The organism is Polaromonas sp. YR568, assembly GCF_943372955.1.
Taxonomy (GTDB): Bacteria; Pseudomonadota; Gammaproteobacteria; order Burkholderiales; family Burkholderiaceae_C; genus Polaromonas.
In genome coordinates this window covers 537723-554950 of sequence record NZ_CALSAL010000001.1, presented here as the reverse complement: position 1 = coordinate 554950, position 17228 = coordinate 537723, and the positions used below count along the sequence as shown (strand labels likewise).

The 17228-nt window shown below is 62.5% G+C and carries 11 protein-coding genes; 3 read left to right on the top strand and 8 right to left on the bottom strand.

The features are described 5' to 3' along the window. Positions 1-10 precede the first annotated feature (10 nt). The 4 genes from lpdA to aceE all read right to left on the bottom strand — a co-directional run bounded on the left by lpdA (position 11) and on the right by aceE (position 6977). Positions 11-1849 (bottom strand): dihydrolipoyl dehydrogenase, encoded by a 1839-nt coding sequence (gene lpdA / locus AAG793_RS02570; protein WP_341903624.1) that lies wholly within the window; start codon positions 1847-1849, stop codon positions 11-13. After that, complete coding sequence (locus tag AAG793_RS02565) at positions 1846-2436, bottom strand: MFS transporter (RefSeq protein WP_341903621.1); 591 nt, start codon at positions 2434-2436, stop codon at positions 1846-1848. The genes lpdA and AAG793_RS02565 overlap by 4 nt, the downstream gene beginning before the upstream one ends. A gap of 115 nt (positions 2437-2551) precedes the next feature. Further along, the gene (aceF, locus tag AAG793_RS02560) at positions 2552-4213 is read right to left on the bottom strand and encodes a dihydrolipoyllysine-residue acetyltransferase (protein ID WP_341903618.1); all 1662 of its coding nucleotides are present in this window, start codon (positions 4211-4213) and stop codon (positions 2552-2554) included. A 22-nt stretch (positions 4214-4235) separates the two neighbouring features. Then, positions 4236-6977, bottom strand: coding sequence for a pyruvate dehydrogenase (acetyl-transferring), homodimeric type (aceE, locus tag AAG793_RS02555; protein ID WP_341903614.1), 2742 nt, complete (start codon positions 6975-6977; stop codon positions 4236-4238). A gap of 394 nt (positions 6978-7371) precedes the next feature. On the opposite strand from aceE, the gene AAG793_RS02550 reads away from it, so the two are divergent. From AAG793_RS02550 to folD, 3 genes are all read left to right on the top strand, one after another. Beyond that, positions 7372-9954 (top strand): PAS domain S-box protein, encoded by a 2583-nt coding sequence (locus AAG793_RS02550; RefSeq protein WP_341903611.1) that lies wholly within the window; start codon positions 7372-7374, stop codon positions 9952-9954. Positions 9955-10032: 78 nt separating this feature from the next. Then, positions 10033-10659 (top strand): response regulator transcription factor, encoded by a 627-nt coding sequence (locus AAG793_RS02545; RefSeq protein WP_341903608.1) that lies wholly within the window; start codon positions 10033-10035, stop codon positions 10657-10659. 91 nt (positions 10660-10750) lie between these two features. Continuing rightward, entirely contained in the window at positions 10751-11596 is an 846-nt protein-coding gene (folD, locus tag AAG793_RS02540; RefSeq protein ID WP_341903606.1) for a bifunctional methylenetetrahydrofolate dehydrogenase/methenyltetrahydrofolate cyclohydrolase FolD, read from the top strand. Here the strand turns inward: folD and AAG793_RS02535 are convergent. The 4 genes from AAG793_RS02535 to carA form a co-directional block, all read right to left on the bottom strand. Beyond that, complete coding sequence (locus tag AAG793_RS02535; RefSeq protein WP_341903603.1) at positions 11593-12042, bottom strand: DUF4149 domain-containing protein; 450 nt, start codon at positions 12040-12042, stop codon at positions 11593-11595. The two genes, folD and AAG793_RS02535, sit on opposite strands and share 4 nt — an antisense overlap. A 51-nt stretch (positions 12043-12093) precedes the next feature. After that, entirely contained in the window at positions 12094-12570 is a 477-nt protein-coding gene (greA, locus tag AAG793_RS02530) for a transcription elongation factor GreA (RefSeq protein ID WP_341903600.1), read from the bottom strand. A 194-nt stretch (positions 12571-12764) separates the two neighbouring features. Continuing rightward, positions 12765-15995 (bottom strand): carbamoyl-phosphate synthase large subunit, encoded by a 3231-nt coding sequence (gene carB, locus AAG793_RS02525; protein ID WP_341903596.1) that lies wholly within the window; start codon positions 15993-15995, stop codon positions 12765-12767. Then, positions 15995-17170 (bottom strand): glutamine-hydrolyzing carbamoyl-phosphate synthase small subunit, encoded by a 1176-nt coding sequence (gene carA, locus AAG793_RS02520; protein WP_341903593.1) that lies wholly within the window; start codon positions 17168-17170, stop codon positions 15995-15997. Before carA ends, carB begins: the two co-directional genes overlap by 1 nt. Between the last annotated feature and the right edge of the window lie 58 nt (positions 17171-17228).

Here is a 17228-nt window from a genome sequence, read left to right as displayed (position 1 = left end):
GGCAGAGCGATTACTTGCGCGCCGGTGGCAAGTCGGTGCAGCTGCCATGTGCCACCTCGGCGGCCATGCCAATGCTTTCGCCCAGCGTGGGGTGCGGGTGGATGGTCTTGCCGATGTCGACGGCGTCGGCTCCCATCTCGATCGCCAGTGCGACTTCGCCAATCATGTCGCCGGCATGCGTGCCGACGATGCCGCCGCCCAGAATCTTGCCGTGGCCATGGGCCTCGGGTGAGTCGTCGAACAGCAGCTTGGTGAAGCCTTCGTCGCGACCATTGGCAATCGCCCTGCCCGAAGCGTTCCAGGGGAACAGGCCTTTTTTGACCTTGATGCCCTGTGCCTTGGCCTGATCTTCGGTGAGGCCCACCCAGGCGATTTCGGGGTCGGTGTAGGCCACGCTCGGGATCACCCGGGCATTGAAGGCGGCGCTGGCCAATTCCTTGTTGCCCAGCAGCTCGCCGGCTATCACTTCAGCGGCCACATGGGCTTCATGCACGGCCTTGTGGGCCAGCATGGGCTGGCCGACGATATCGCCGATGGCAAAAATGTGCGGCACGTTGGTGCGCATCTGGATATCGACCGGGATGAAGCCACGGTCGGTGACGCTGACACCGGCCTTTTCGGCCGCAATCTTCTTGCCGTTGGGTGTGCGGCCCACCGCCTGTAGCACCAGATCATAGGTCTGCGGCGCCGGCGCGCCCTCGCCTTCAAAGGTCACCTCAATGCCGGCCTTGGTCGCTTTGGCGCCGACGGTTTTGGTCTTGAGCATGATGTTGTCAAAGCGCGGGGCGTTCATCTTCTGCCAGACCTTCACCAGGTCGCGGTCGGCGCCCTGCATCAGGCCGTCCATCATCTCGACCACATCGAGTCGGGCGCCCAGCGTGGAGTAGACCGTGCCCATTTCCAGCCCGATGATGCCGCCGCCCAAAATCAGCATGCGCTTGGGCACTTCCTTGAGGCCCAGCGCGCCGGTGGAGTCCACCACGCGCGGATCGTCAGGCATGAACGGTAGGCGCACCGCCTGCGAGCCGGCGGCAATGATGCAGCTCTTGAACGCGATAGTCTGCTTCTTGCCGGATTTTTCCTGTCCGCTGCCGGTGGTTTCTTCTACCTGCAGGTGATGGCTGCCCACAAACTGGCCCAGACCCCGCACCACGGTGACCTTGCGCATCTTGGCCATGGCGGTGAGGCCGCCTGTCAGCTTGCCCACGACTTTTTCCTTGTGGGTTCGCAGCTTGTTGATGTCGAGCGTGGGCTCGCCAAAGCTCACGCCCAAGCTGTCGAAATGCTTGACCTCGTCCATCACGGCCGCCACATGGAGCAGTGCCTTGGAAGGGATGCAACCCACATTCAGGCACACACCGCCCAGGGTGGCGTACCGCTCAACCAGAACCACCTTGAGGCCGAGGTCGGCGGCACGGAAAGCGGCCGAGTAGCCACCGGGGCCGGCACCCAGCACCAGCAGGTCGCAGTCCAGATCGGCCGTACCGGCAAAAGATGCTGCCGTCGACGCTGCTGCAGGTGCGGCAGGCGCAGCTGCTGGTACGGGTGATGCAGCGGCGGGCGCCGGAGCAGCAGCCGGTGCAGGCGCGGCGGCAGCGCCACCGCTGGCTTCCAGCGTCAACACCACAGAACCTTGTTTGACCTTGTCGCCCAGCTTGACGCGAAGCTCCTTGACCACGCCCGCCTGCGAGGCCGGGATTTCCATGGATGCCTTGTCGCTTTCGACGGTGATCAGGCTCTGCTCGGCCTTGATGGTGTCGCCGGGCTTGACCAGCACTTCGATGACGGTCACTTCGTCAAAGTCACCGATGTCCGGTACCAGAATATCGACGAGGGAAGATGCACTCATTGGGAGGCTTTCAATTTGAGGGTGAATATCTCGACCGGTCCCGCAGTGTTCTTGTCGAACTCACAGCCGGCATTCATGCCGGCCATCGCGACTTCGCGCGCGGTTTTGGCCGTGTTCCAGACGGCATGCATGGCCCCCAGCGCAAAACTGCGCCCGGAACCAATGCCCCAGAACTCCTTGAACTCGAACACTTCGCGGTAGCTGTACAGGCCATAAATGCCGCTGGCGTTCGCAATGACCACAGTGAACTGGCTCGACTCATAGGGGTCGTTGTCGTCTTCCTTGGTCTGCAGGAAAAACGACTCCTTGAGCAGCGGGTGCAGCTTGATGAAGGTGGCAAACACCTCATCGCGCGAACCGAGCTTGAGTTGCTCGCGTGGCAGGGCAGCCATCGCCAGGCGCAGCACTGGAAAGTGCGCCACCGTGCCAGCCATGCCCACATAGCTGATGCCGGCAGGCGTGTCGACCTTGAAGATCTTGCCATTGGCTTCATAGCGATGCGACAGGCTGGTGTCCCCGAAGGTCACCAGCGTGTCGGCCGCGATGGCGACCTGCCCGGCTTTCTTGACGACGACGAGCGTTGTCATTGCTACGCCTTCCTGAAATCCATTTCGGAGCGCTCAAGCCGCAGCGCAGGGCCGCCCCAAGCAAGGCTGGCCCCCTCGGGGGGCAGCGTATTACACGCAGTGAAAACCGTGGGGGTCACAGCAATACTCGGCGGAAGTCCGCCAGGATCTGGCCGAGGTAGGCGTTGAAGCGGGCTGCTGCAGCGCCATCAATCACACGGTGATCCCACGTGAGCGACAGCGGCAGCATCAGGCGCGGCTGGAAGGCCTTGCCATCCCACACCGGTTCCATCTGGCTCTTGCACACGCCCAGAATGGCCACCTCGGGCGCATTGATGATGGGCGTGAAGTAACGCCCGCCAATGCCGCCCAGGCTGGAGATGGTAAATGTGGCACCGCTCATTTCGGCCGGACTCAGCTTGCCCTCGCGCGCCTTCTTGGCCAACTCGCCCATTTCCTGGCTGATCTGTAGCACGCCTTTTTTGTCGGCGTCCTTGATGACCGGCACCATCAGGCCGTTGGGCGTATCAGCCGCAAAGCCGATGTGCCAGTACTGCTTGTAGATCAGTGCGTCGCCGTCGATGGAGCTGTTGAACTCGGGGAATTTCTTGAGCGCGGCCACGCAGGCCTTGATCAGGAAGGCGAGCATGGTGACCTTGATGCCCGACTTCTCGTTTTCCTTGTTGGTCGAGACGCGGAAGGCTTCGAGGTCGGTGATGTCGGCATCGTCATGGTTGGTGACAGCCGGAATCATGATCGCGTTACGCAGCAGATTGGCGCCGCTGATCTTCTTGATGCGTCCCATCTCCTTGCGCTCGATCGGGCCGAACTTGCTGAAGTCGACCTTGGGCCATGGCAGCAGATCCAGACCGGCACCGCCGCCCGAGGCCGCCGGCGCTTTGGCCACTTGTGCCTGGGTGCGTGTGTCGCCAGCCATCACCGCCTTGGTGAAGGCCTGCACATCGTCCTGCGTGATTCGGCCTTTAGGGCCACTGCCCTTGAGCTCTGCCAGTGGCACGCCGAGTTCGCGGGCGAACTTGCGCACGGAAGGCGAGGCATGCGGCAGATTGCCTTGCGGTGCCACAGTCGGGTTGTGCACAGGTGCGGCCACCGGAGCAGCCGCCGAGGGCGCGGGAGCCAACGCGGCCGCAACCTGCGCTGGTACAGCAGTGGGTGCGGCCGGTGCTGCAGCTGGCGCTGCGGGGGCAGCAGCGGCTGAGCCTTCAAGAATGGCCAGCAGGTCACCGATGTTCACGGTGTCGCCCATCTTGACTTTCAGTTCCTTCAGCACGCCAGCGGCAGACGACGGAATTTCCATCGAGGCCTTGTCGCTCTCGACGGTGATCAGGCTCTGCTCGGCCTTGATGGTGTCGCCTGGCTTGACCAGGATTTCAATGACTGCGACGTCCTTGAAATCGCCGATGTCGGGCACACGCACTTCCACCGGGCCGGAAGCGGCTGCCGGTGCCGCCGCAGGCGCGGGGGCGGGAGCTGGAGCTGCAGATGGCGCTGGGGCGGCGGCTGCCGGTGCGGGCGCTGCGGTGGCCGCCGCGGCTGCGCCTGCCACTTCCAGTGTCAGCACCACCGAACCCTGCTTGACCTTGTCACCCAGCTTGATTTTGAGTTCCTTGACCACGCCGGCGGCGCTGGACGGAATTTCCATTGAGGCCTTGTCGGATTCCACCGTGATGAGGCTCTGCTCGGCCTTGACCGTGTCGCCTGGCTTCACCATCAGCTCAATCACCGTCACTTCATCGAAATCACCGATGTCGGGGACCTGAATTTCCATAATTGCCATGTTCTGTGTCTCCGTGCCGATGTCAGGCGTACAAGGGGTTGACTTTGTCGGCCTTGATGCCGTACTTCTTGATGGCGTCCGCCACCTTGGCGACCGGTACCGTGCCCTCTTCGCTCAGCGCCTTCAGCGCCGCCACGACGATGTAGTGGCGGTTGATCTCGAAGTGCTCGCGCAGCTTGCTGCGGAAATCACTGCGGCCAAAACCGTCGGTGCCGAGAACCTTGTAGGTGCGGCCCTTGGGGATGAAGGGACGAATCTGCTCGGCGTAGGCCTTCATGTAATCGGTCGACGCAATCACCGGGCCGGTGTGCTTTTCAAGCTGCTGCGCCACGAACGGCACCTGCGGCTTGTCGGTGGGGTGCAGCAGGTTGTAGCGATCAGCGGCCTGGCCGTCACGGCCCAGCTCGTTGAAGCTTGGGCAGCTCCACACGTCGGCAGACACGCCCCACTCTTTCTCCAGCAGTTCCTGCGCGAACAGGCTTTCGCGCAGGATGGTGCCGCTGCCCAGCAGCTGCACACGCGGCGTGGCTTTGGCACCGGGTTTGCACAGGTACATGCCCTTGATGATCTGATCTTCGGTGCCGGGCGTGAGGCCGGGCATGGCGTAGTTTTCGTTCAGCAGCGTCAGGTAGTAGAAGACGTTTTCCTGCTTCTCGACCATGCGCTTCAGTCCGTGGTGCAGGATCACACCGACCTCGTGCGCAAATGTCGGGTCGTAGCTGATGCAGTTGGGAATGGTGCCCGCCAGAATGTGGCTGTGGCCGTCTTCGTGCTGCAGGCCTTCGCCGTTCAGCGTGGTGCGGCCCGAGGTGCCACCCAGCAGGAAGCCTCGTGCCTGCATGTCACCGGCCGCCCAGGCCAGATCGCCAATGCGCTGGAAACCGAACATCGAGTAGTACACATAGAACGGCACCATGATGCGGTTGCTGGTGCTGTAGCTGGTGGCCGCTGCGATCCAGCTGCTCATGCCGCCGGCCTCGTTGATGCCTTCCTGCAGGATCTGGCCGGCCTTGTCTTCCTTGTAATACATGACCTGGTCTTTATCGACCGGGGTGTACTGCTGACCTGCCGGGTTGTAGATGCCGACCTGACGGAACAGGCCTTCCATGCCAAAGGTGCGGGCTTCATCCACCAGGATGGGCACCACGCGCGGGCCCAGCGCCTGGTCACGCAGCAGCTGCGTGAGGAAACGCACGTAGGCCTGCGTCGTGGAAATCTCGCGGCCTTCTGCCGTGGGCTCCAGCACCGCCTTGAAGGTCTCGATGGACGGCACGGTGAAGCTCTCGTCGGCCTTGGTGCGGCGATGCGGCAGGTAGCCACCGAGAGCTTTGCGGCGCTCGTGCAGGTATTGCATCTCGGGCGTGTCGTCGGCCGGCTTGTAGAACGGCAGCTTGGGCAGTTCGCTGTCGGGGATCGGGATGTTGAAGCGGTCGCGGAAGGCCTTGATGTCCTCGTCGGTGAGCTTCTTGGTCTGGTGAACGGTGTTCTTGCCCTCGCCGATCTTGCCCATGCCAAAACCCTTGACGGTCTTGATCAGCAGCACGGTGGGCTGGCCCTTGTGTTTGACGGCTTTGTCGAACGCGGCATAGACCTTCTGCGCATCATGGCCGCCGCGCTTGAGGTTCCAGATCTCGTCGTCGCTCATGTGGGCGACCATCTCCAGCGTGCGCGGATCGCGGCCGAAGAAGTGCTTGCGGACATAGGCGCCGTCGTTGGCCTTGAAGGCCTGGTAGTCGCCGTCGTTGGTTTCCATCATCAGCTTGCGCAGTGCGCCTTCCTTGTCGCGGGCCAGCAGCGGATCCCAGCTGGCGCCCCACAGCAGCTTGATGACGTTCCAGCCCGAGCCGCGGAATTCGCCTTCCAGCTCCTGAATGATCTTGCCGTTGCCGCGCACCGGGCCATCGAGGCGCTGCAGGTTGCAGTTGATGACAAACACCAGGTTGTCGAGGTTCTCGCGCGCAGCCAGACCAATGGCGCCCAGGCTTTCGACTTCGTCCATTTCACCGTCGCCGCAGAACACCCAGACCTTGCGGTTTTCGGTGTTGGCAATGCCGCGGGCGTGCAGGTACTTCAAAAAGCGCGCTTGGTAAATCGCCATCAGCGGGCCGAGACCCATGGACACCGTGGGGAACTGCCAGAACTCGGGCATCAGCTTCGGGTGCGGATAGCTGGACAGACCCTTGCCATCGACTTCCTGACGGAAGTTGAGCAGTTGCTCCTCGGTCAGGCGGCCTTCCAGATAGGCGCGGGCATAGACGCCGGGCGACACGTGACCCTGGATGTAGATGCAGTCGCCGCCGTGGTTTTCACTCTCGGCATGCCAGAAGTGGTTGAAGCCGGCACCAAACAAGTTGGCGAGCGAAGCAAACGAGCCAATGTGGCCACCGAGGTCACCACCGTCCGCTGGGTTGTGGCGATTGGCCTTGACCACCATGGCCATGGCGTTCCAGCGCATGTAGGCGCGCAGGCGCTCTTCAATCTCGATGTTGCCGGGGCAATGCACCTCGTCCTGCGGCTCGATGGTGTTCACATAGCCGGTGGTGGCAGAGAACGGCATGTCGATGCCTTCCTGGCGCGCCTGCTCAAGCAGTTGCTCCAGCAGGAAATGCGCACGCTCACGGCCCTCTGCATTGGTGGCGCTGCTGGCGATGACGGCCGACAGCGCATCAATCCATTCGCGGGTTTCCTGGGTGTCTTTGTCGATCGCGTCGTTTGCGGCGGCACGCAAGTTGTCCGTGCCAGCCTGATGGGGATTCGCAGCCATTTTGTCTCCTGCTTGTTGCCTGTTGAAGCTTTCAACCCTGCGCTGCGGTCTCTTGTCGGGCCGCGTGCAGAGCCAGTGCCTGAGGTGCGCCGGGAGGCGCGCTCCAAGATGAATTCACACGTTGTAAACCCAAATTAGATTCCAGCCTCTAGTTTCTCATAATATTTCCGCTATTTCAAATAGTGCTTTTTCATTTCACATTAAGAAATATACGGCGCTACTAACCGTCTCTCATCAACCATAAGCGGTCTTTCCAACCACTTCTTGCACAACACTTACTCCAACCACTGCGGCTTGGGCAGTCCTGAGGCGTCCCTGCTCTGCGGCGCCCGACTCTCGAAGGGGCATCAACAACCCGTTCTGACCTTAAACTGCACCTCCCTCCCGGAATGCCATGTCCAACCCAGACACCCTGCCCTCCCCCAGCGCCGCCAGCCCCGTCAGCGCTGCGACGCCTGCGCCACTGGCCCTGTGGCGCCGGTGGTGGCGCAAGCAATCGCCCTCGCGGCAGGACCGCTTCATCACGCTCGGCCCGCTGGCGGCGGTGGTGCTCTTTCTGGCGGCGGTGATCGCGGCCTTCGGCTACCTTCGAATTGAAGAGATTGACCGGGAACAGCAGGCCGTCAAACGCGATGTGGAATACGCCCAGCAGCGCCTGCGTCTGCGGCTGCTGGAACGGCAGGAACAGCTGATGCGGATTGGCCGCGATGTCTCCAACAAGGAGATTGACCGCGAGGAGTTCATCTCGCAGGCCGAATCGCTTGTCAACCAATACCCCGAGCTGATGGCCGTCAGCTGGGTCGACAGCCGGCGCCGCGTGGTGGTGACCTATGCATCCCCCAGCGCCAACGCCGGTCAGATCCGCAGCCCGGGCGACGTGCTTCGTACCGGCGAGACCGATGGCACCTACGAGCTGGCGCGCGACCTGCGCCAGCCGGTGTACTCCAGGCCCTTGCTGGCAAAAGAGGCCACAGGAGACAAGGCCCCGACGCTGCAACTGCAGGTGCCGCTGGACGAACAGGGCAAGTTTGCTGGCGTGATCATGGGTGAATACTCCGTTGATGGGCTGCTACGCTTCGGCGTGCCCACCGAAGTCGCCGCCAAGTACGCCGTGACGCTGGTGACAGACAAGAACGAAATACTGGCTGGCAGCATGCCCCCACCCCCCAACCGCGCTGCGCGCCTGCTACCCTGGGCCGATGCCGCCGCCGAGTACGAGATTCCGGTGTCACCGGTAGGCAACGGCCTGCTGATCCGCGCCGAAGGCTACCGTGCCTCGCTGGGCGTGGTCGGCAGCGGATTCTTCTGGCTGGTCAGCGCCCTGAGCGCGCTGACCGTGTGGATGCTGCTGGGCACATGGCGCCACACGCGCCGCCGGGTGCAGGCGCAGCAGGCCCTGATTTCAGAAACCAACTTCCGGCGTGCGATGGAAAACTCCATGCTCACCGGCATGCGGGCGCTGGACCTGCAGGGCCGCATCACCTATGTGAACCCGGCTTTCTGCCAGATGACTGGCCTCACCGAAGCCGAACTGGTCGGGCAGACGCCGCCCTTCCCCCACTGGCCAGAGTCCGAAATCGACATCCTGATGGCCCGGCTGGACGACGAGCTGCATGGCCGCACACCACCCGGGGGGTTCGAGGTGCGCGTCAAGCGCAAGAACGGCCAGATTTTCGACGCCCGCATGTATGTCTCGCCGCTGATTGACCCGCGCGGCCAGCAGACCGGCTGGATGACTTCGATGACGGACATCACCGAGCCCAAGCGCATTCGCGAAGAGCTGTCGGCCTCGTACGAGCGCTTCACGACCGTGCTGGAAGGTCTGGACGCCGCCGTGTCCGTCGCCCCGCTCGGCAGCGAGGAACTGCTGTTTGCCAACAAGCTGTACCGCTCATGGTTTGGCGGCGAAGTCTCCGGCCATGTGAACCTGATCGCGCAGGCCGGCGTTCCGGCAGCGGCGCCCAGCGAAGACGCCATGGACGCCGTCGACGGACTCGCCGGCCTGCCCACCGACGCGCTGACCGACGCACTGGCAGAAAACGCGGAGATTTTTGTCCCCGAGCTTGCCAAGTGGCTGGAAGTGCGCTCGCGCTACCTCACCTGGGTCGACGGGCGTCTGGCGCAGATGGTGATTGCCACCGACATCACGCCCCGCCGCCGGGCCGAGGAGCAGGCCGCCCTGCAGGCCGAGCGGGCCCAGACCGCCAGCCGGCTGATCACCATGGGCGAGATGGCGTCGAGCGTGGCGCATGAGCTGAACCAGCCGCTCACCGCCATCAACAACTACTGCAACGGCATGGTGTCGCGCATCAAGGCCCAGCAGATCAGCAACGAAGACCTGCTGATGGCGCTGGAAAAAACCGCCAGGCAGGCACACCGGGCGGGCCAGATCATCCAGCGCATCCGCGCCTTTGTGAAGCGCAGCGAACCCAACCGCACCCGGTCTGATGTGCCGACCATCGTCAGCAACGCGATGGAGCTGGCCGATATTGAACTGCGCCGCCACCATGTGCGGCTGTCGCACTACATCGCCGCGCGCCTGCCCTCCATCCTGGTGGACCCGATCCTGATCGAGCAGGTGCTCATCAACCTGATGAAGAACGCGGCCGAATCCATCGAGCAGGCACGCCTGCCTGCCGCCCGCCGCAGCGTGGAACTGCGCGTGGTGCCCAAAACCATCGACGACCAGCCGGTGGTGGAGTTTTCGGTTCTGGATTCCGGCCGCGGACTCTCGCCGGAAGTGATGGGGCGGCTGTACGAAGCCTTCTACTCGACCAAGGCCGAAGGCATGGGCATCGGCCTCAAGCTGTGCCGCAGCATTGTGGAGTCTCACCAGGGGCGGATGGATGCGGAGAACCTCTACAATGGCGAGGAGGTCGTCGGGTGCAGGTTCACCTTCTGGTTGCCGGTGACACCCCTGCTGTCATCCGCGCCCGCCACCGACGGCTCAGCCATCAGGGACGCACGCATTCACTGACGAATCAAAAGAGACATGGCAGGGCCACGCTGCTGACAACAAGAGTCAAGACGAAGAAATTCACTGAAAAGGTTTGGCATGAGTTTGATCCCCAAAAAAGGCACGGTCTACGTCGTTGACGACGATGAAGGCGTGCGCGACTCACTGCAATGGCTGCTCGAAGGCAAGGACTACCGGGTGCGCTGTTACGACTCGGCTGAAACCTTCCTGTCCCGCTACGACCCGCGTGAAGTGGCCTGCCTGATCGTCGACATCCGCATGGGTGGCATGACCGGCCTGGAGCTGCAGGATCGCCTGGTCGAGCGCAAGTCACCGCTGCCCATCGTCTTCATCACCGGCCACGGCGACGTGCCCATGGCTGTCAACACGATGAAAAAAGGCGCGATGGATTTCATCCAGAAGCCCTTCCAGGAAGAAGCGCTGGTCAATCTGGTGGAACGCATGCTGGAGCAGGCCAAGGATGCCTTCGCCGGCCACCAGCAGTCCGCCAGCCGCGATGCACTTCTGGCCAAGCTCACCTCGCGCGAGGCGCAGGTGCTCGAGCGCATCGTCGCCGGACGCCTGAACAAGCAAATCGCTGACGATCTGGGCATCAGCATCAAGACGGTGGAAGCCCATCGCGCCAACATCATGGAAAAGCTCAACGCCAACACCGTGGCCGATCTGCTAAAGATTGCCCTGGGCTCCAGCGCACCCAAGGTCTGAGATTCCACACGCTGTCGGATGACAGCCCCCTTTCCGCCCAACGCCCGTTTCTTTTGAATTGACGGGCGTTTTCACTTCAAAAATCACACCCATGACCGCCCAACTGATTGACGGCAACGCCCTCTCCAAACAACTGCGTGCCGACGTCGCCGTACGCGCCGCCGCACTGCGCGCCCGTGGCGTCACGCCGGGCTTGGCAGTGGTGCTGGTGGGTGACAACCCGGCCAGCCAGGTGTATGTGCGCAACAAGGTCAAGGCCTGCCAGGACAACGGCCTGCACTCGGTGCTGGAGCAGTACCCGGCGACGCTGAGCGAAGCCGATCTGCTGGCCCGCGTCGATGCCCTGAACAATGACCCGACCATCCACGGCATCCTGGTCCAGCTGCCGCTGCCGCCGCACATTGACGCGCAAAAAGTCATCGAGGCGATTTCACCCGCCAAAGACGTGGACGGCTTTCATGTCGCCAGCGCTGGTGCGCTGATGGTTGGCCAACCCGGCTTCTGGCCCTGCACACCCTACGGCTGCATGAAGATGCTGGAGAGCATTGGTTACCAGCTCAAGGGCAAGCACGCGGTAGTGATTGGCCGCAGCAATATTGTGGGCAAGCCCATGGCGCTGATGCTGCTGCAGCAGAACGCGACAGTGACCATTTGCCACAGCGCAACCGCCGACCTCAAGGCCATGACACTGCAGGCCGATGTGGTGGTGGCCGCGGTGGGCAAGCGCGATGTGCTGACGGCCGACATGGTCAAGCCCGGCGCGGTGGTGATTGACGTCGGCATGAACCGCAATGAAGAAGGCAAACTCTGCGGCGACGTGGACTTTGCGGGTGTGAGCCAGGTGGCAGGCTACATCACGCCCGTACCGGGTGGTGTCGGCCCCATGACCATCACGATGCTGCTGGTCAACACGCTCGAAGCGGCGGAACGCGTCTAATCCTGCCCCGTTGCTGGAACCGTGCGCGTCAGGCGCCACAGGGCTGCACCCGCGCAGAGCCACTGCGTCAGGTACATTGCGCTGCCCAGGCCGTGCCAAAGCCTCAGATTGCCCCCTTCGGCACGCGCACTCACGATGCGGGCCGACACGCCAAACTCCACCAGCAAGGCCAGCAGCAAACCAGCCACCACCAGCTTCATGGCCGCTGCGGCCCACGCCGAGTGCACGGGTCCGTCCTTGCGATTGAAAGCGGTCAGCAGCAGCATGGTGCACGCCACGCTGAGCCAGGCTTGTGCGGTGAAGAGTTTGGCAGCCATCGCGCCTGCGGCTGCCGGGCTGCCCAGGTGCACAAACAGCAAGGGCACGACCAGAAACCCCAGCATGGTGAGGCTGCCCCACCACAGGGCCGCGATGACCACGCACATGCGCTGACGGGTAGAAGTCATCAAGACGTGGTGTGCAGGAGAACGCCGGGATGAACTGGTCAGCTCAACTGGTCAGATGTACGAAACCTTGACGATCTCGTAGCGCTTCACGCCGCCAGGCGTCTGCACGGACACGGTGTCGCCCTCGTCCTTGCCGATCAGCGCACGGGCAATCGGTGAGCTGATGTTCACCCGCCCCTGCTTGATGTCGGCCTCGTCCTCGCCGACGATCTGGTAGGTCACCGCATCACCGGAGTCTTCGTCCTGCAGTTCGATGGTGGAGCCGAACACCACCTTGCCGCCGGCATCCAGACTGGCGGGATCAATGATCTGGGCAGCCGACAGCTTGCCTTCGATTTCCTGGATGCGGCCTTCGATAAAGCCCTGGCGGTCCTTCGCGGCGTCGTATTCGGCGTTCTCGCTCAAGTCGCCCTGGGCACGCGCCTCCGAAATGGAGTTGATGACCCAGGGGCGGTCCACGGTCTTGAGCTGATGAAGCTCTGCCTTGAGCTTTTCAGCGCCGCGTTTGGTGATCGGAAGGGTTGCCATCAGATTTTTGCTCCTGCAAAAAGCGAAACCGCCACCAGTCACCTGGCGGCGGAGTGCGAAACCGCCACCGGTCACCCGGCGGCGCAGTATTTAATCGGTCTGGAGTTTAATGCAAAACCAGCCCATCGACCCCGGCAGTTCCACCGATTGCCCGGGGGCGTGCGAGAGCTCTGCCAGCAATGCCGATCAGCCAATCACGCCAACTGTGCGTGAAGCTCCTGCACCGAGTACACCGGCAGGTTGTCGAGGTACTTCATGCCCTCGACAGCCGCTTCAGCGCCGGCGATGGTGGTGTAGGTCGTCACGCGGGCCAGCAAGGCCGAGGTGCGAATCTGCCGCGAGTCGGCAATCGCGTTGCGGCGTTCCTCCACGGTGTTGATGACCAGCGCGATTTCCTCGTTCTTGATCATGTCCACCACGTGCGGACGGCCTTCAGTGACCTTGTTGACCACGGCACACGGCACGCCGGCAGCCTGAATCGCCGCTGCAGTGCCCTTGGTTGCCACCAGGTCAAATTTCATGTCGACCAGCTTGCGTGCCACTTCCACGGCGCGGGGCTTGTCGTTGTTTTTCACCGTGAGGAACACCTTGCCCGATGTCGGCAACTTGGTGCCAGCACCGAGCTGCGACTTCACAAAGGCCTCGCCAAAGGTTTTTCCAACGCCCATCACCTCGCCGGTGGATTTCATCTCGGGGCCGAGAATCGTATCCACACCGGGGAATTTGACGAAGGGGAACACCGCTTCCTTGACGCTGAAGTACGGCGGAGTGACTTCCGATCCAATGCCCTGCGACGCCAGCGACTGGCCCACCATGCAGCGGGCCGCCACCTTGGCGAGCTGGATGCCGGTGGCCTTGCTGACAAATGGCACCGTGCGCGATGCGCGCGGGTTCACCTCGAGCACGTAGATCACATCCTTGCCATCGATGTTCTGGATGGCGAACTGCACGTTCATCAGCCCCACCACATTCAGAGCTTGGGCCATGGCAGCGGTCTGGCGCTTGATCTCGTTCACCGTGGCGGTGCTGAGCGAGTATGGTGGCAACGAGCACGCCGAGTCGCCGCTGTGCACGCCCGCCTGCTCGATGTGCTCCATGACGCCGCCGATAAAGGTCTGACCTGCCGCATCGCGGATGCAATCCACATCGCACTCAATCGCGTCATTCAGAAAGCGGTCCAGCAGCACGGGCGAGTCATGGCTGACCTTGACCGCTTCGCGCATGTAGCGCTCCAGATCACGCTGCTCGTGCACGATTTCCATCGCACGGCCGCCCAGTACATAGCTGGGGCGCACCACCAGTGGGTAACCCAGCGCAGCGGCTTTCTCCAGCGCCTCGGGCTCGGTACGGGCCGTGGCATTGGGCGGCTGGCGCAGTTCCAGTGCGTGCAGCAGTTTCTGAAAGCGCTCGCGGTCTTCCGCAGCGTCAATCATGTCGGGCGACGTGCCAATGATGGGCACGCCGTTGGCTTCCAGACCCAGCGCCAGCTTCAACGGGGTCTGCCCGCCGTATTGCACGATCACGCCGAGCGGCTTTTCCTTGTCGACGATTTCCAGCACATCTTCCAGTGTCAGCGGCTCGAAGTACAGGCGGTCGCTGGTGTCGTAGTCGGTCGAGACGGTCTCGGGGTTGCAGTTGACCATGATGGTCTCGTAACCGTCCTCACGCATCGCCAGGGCGGCATGCACGCAGCAGTAGTCAAACTCGATACCTTGCCCGATCCGGTTCGGACCACCGCCCAGTACCATGATCTTTTTCTTGTCGGTGGGCGCGGCTTCGCACTCGCTGCCTTCGGCTTCATAAGTCGAATACATGTAGGCCGTGTTGGTCGCGAACTCAGCGGCGCAAGTGTCCACGCGCTTGTACACCGGCCGTACACCCAGCGCCTTGCGCTTGTCGCGGATGGCGGTGTCAGTGGTCTTGAGCTGCTTGGCCAAACGGCGGTCAGAGAAGCCTTTTTGCTTCAGCGCACGCAGCGTGGCGGCGTCGATCTGGTCCAGCGAGATGGTCTCCAGTTCCAGTTCGATCTTCACGATCTGCTCGATCTGCACCAGGAACCAAGGGTCGATTTTCGTCAGCGCAAACACCTCGTCCACGCTCATGCCCTGGGCAAATGCATCGCCCACGTACCAGATGCGGTCAGGTCCAGGCGCGCCGAGCTCCTTCTCCAGCACTTCGCGGTCCTGCGTTTTCTCATTCATGCCGTCCACGCCGACTTCCAGTCCGCGCAGGGCTTTCTGGAAGGACTCCTGGAAGGTGCGGCCCATGGCCATCACCTCGCCAACCGACTTCATCTGCGTGGTCAGGCGCGAATCAGCGGTCGGGAACTTCTCGAAGGCAAAACGCGGAATCTTGGTGACCACATAGTCGATGCTGGGCTCAAAACTGGCAGGCGTAGCACCGCCCGTGATCTCGTTTCGCAGCTCGTCGAGCGTGTAGCCCACGGCCAGCTTGGCCGCCACCTTGGCAATCGGGAAGCCTGTTGCTTTCGACGCCAGTGCGGATGAGCGCGACACGCGCGGGTTCATCTCAATCACCACCATGCGGCCATCGACCGGGTTGATGGAGAACTGCACGTTGGAGCCACCGGTGTCCACACCGATCTCGCGCAGCACTGCCAGGGAGGCATTACGCAGGATCTGGTATTCCTTGTCGGTCAGCGTCTGCGCGGGTGCCACGGTGATGGAGTCACCGGTGTGCACGCCCATCGGGTCCAGGTTTTCAATCGAGCAGACGATGATGCAGTTGTCTGCAGTGTCGCGCACGACTTCCATCTCGTACTCTTTCCAGCCGAGCAGCGATTCTTCAATCAGCAATTCGTTGGTGGGCGAGGCTTCGAGGCCACGCTTGCAGATGACCTCGAACTCTTCGGAGTTGTAGGCAATGCCGCCGCCGGTGCCACCCAGCGTGAAGCTGGGGCGAATGACGGTCGGGAAGCCCACCGTCTTCTGCACCGCCCAGGCTTCTTCCATGCTATGCGCGATGCCGGAACGGGCAGAGCCCAGTCCGATCTTGGTCATCGCGTCCTTGAACTTGAGACGGTCTTCGGCCTTGTCGATGGCTTCGGGCTTGGCGCCGATCAGCTCGACCTTGTACTTGTCGAGCACGCCGTTGCGCCAGAGGTCCAGTGCGCAGTTGAGCGCCGTCTGCCCGCCCATGGTGGGCAGGATGGCATCGGGCTTCTCCTTGGCAATGATCTTCTCGACCGTCTGCCAGGTGATGGGCTCAATGTAGGTCACATCGGCCGTGGCCGGGTCCGTCATGATCGTGGCCGGGTTGCTGTTGATCAGGATGACCTTGTAGCCCTCCTCACGCAGCGCCTTGCAGGCTTGCACGCCGGAGTAGTCGAACTCACAGGCCTGGCCGATGATGATGGGACCGGCACCGATGATGAGGACGCTTTTGATGTCTGTGCGTTTGGGCATTATTTTTTCCCTCCATGCTGATCCATGAGGGCAGTGAACCGGTCAAACAAATACGAAATGTCGTGCGGGCCGGGGGATGCTTCGGGGTGGCCCTGAAAGCAGAACGCCGGTTTGTCGGTGCGGGCCAGGCCCTGCAAGGTGCCATCAAACAGGCTGATGTGCGTGGCGCGCAGGTTGGCTGGCAACGTCTTCTCATCCACCGCGAAACCATGGTTCTGGCTGGTAATGCTGACGCGGCCGCTGTCGAGGTCTTTCACCGGGTGGTTGGCGCCGTGGTGGCCAAACTTCATCTTGAAGGTCTTCGCGCCGCTGGCCAGTGCCATGATCTGGTGGCCCAGACAGATGCCGAAGGTCGGAATACCGGTCTCGATCAGTTCACGAACAGCGGCAATCGCGTAGTCGCAAGGCTCCGGGTCACCGGGGCCGTTCGATAGAAATACACCGTCGGGCTTGAGTTTCAGGACGTCAGCCGCCGGGGTTTGCGCGGGCACGACGGTGATGCGCGCACCGCGCTCGGCCAGCATGCGCAGGATGTTTTTCTTCACACCGAAGTCGAAGGCCACCACATGGAACTTCGGCGTGATCTGCACCCCGTAGCCCGAGCCCAGCTTCCACTCGGTCTGGGTCCACTCATAGGTCTGCGCCACAGACACCACCTTGGCCAGATCCAGCCCGGACATGCTGGGCGCGCCCTTGGCAGCTTGCACTGCCTTGTCGATGGCTGAGGGGCTCACCGCTTCGCCAGCGGCGAGCGCTAGGATGCAGCCATTCTGGGCGCCCTTGGTGCGAAGGTGACGTGTGAGCTGGCGGGTATCAATGCCGGCAATGGCAACTGTCTTTTCACGGATCAGGTAGTCCGACAATCCCATCGACTGGCGAAAATTGGAGGCCAGAAGCGGCAAGTCCTTGATGATAAGGCCGGCGGCGTGAACCTTGTCGGCCTCCACGTCTTCGGCGTTGACGCCGTAGTTGCCGATGTGCGGATAAGTGAGCGTGACGATCTGCTGGCAGTAGCTGGGATCCGTGAGGATCTCCTGGTAGCCGGTCATGGCGGTGTTGAACACCACCTCACCGACGGTGGAGCCGGGAGCCCCAATGGAATTGCCGATAAAGACCGTGCCGTCTGCGAGCGCCAGAATGGCGGGAGGGGTGTTTCCCTTGAGAGACAAAAGCACTGGGTTCTCCGGGTTGGTTACGGTTCGCCCAAGCGTGCACAGAGATCATCTCGATCGA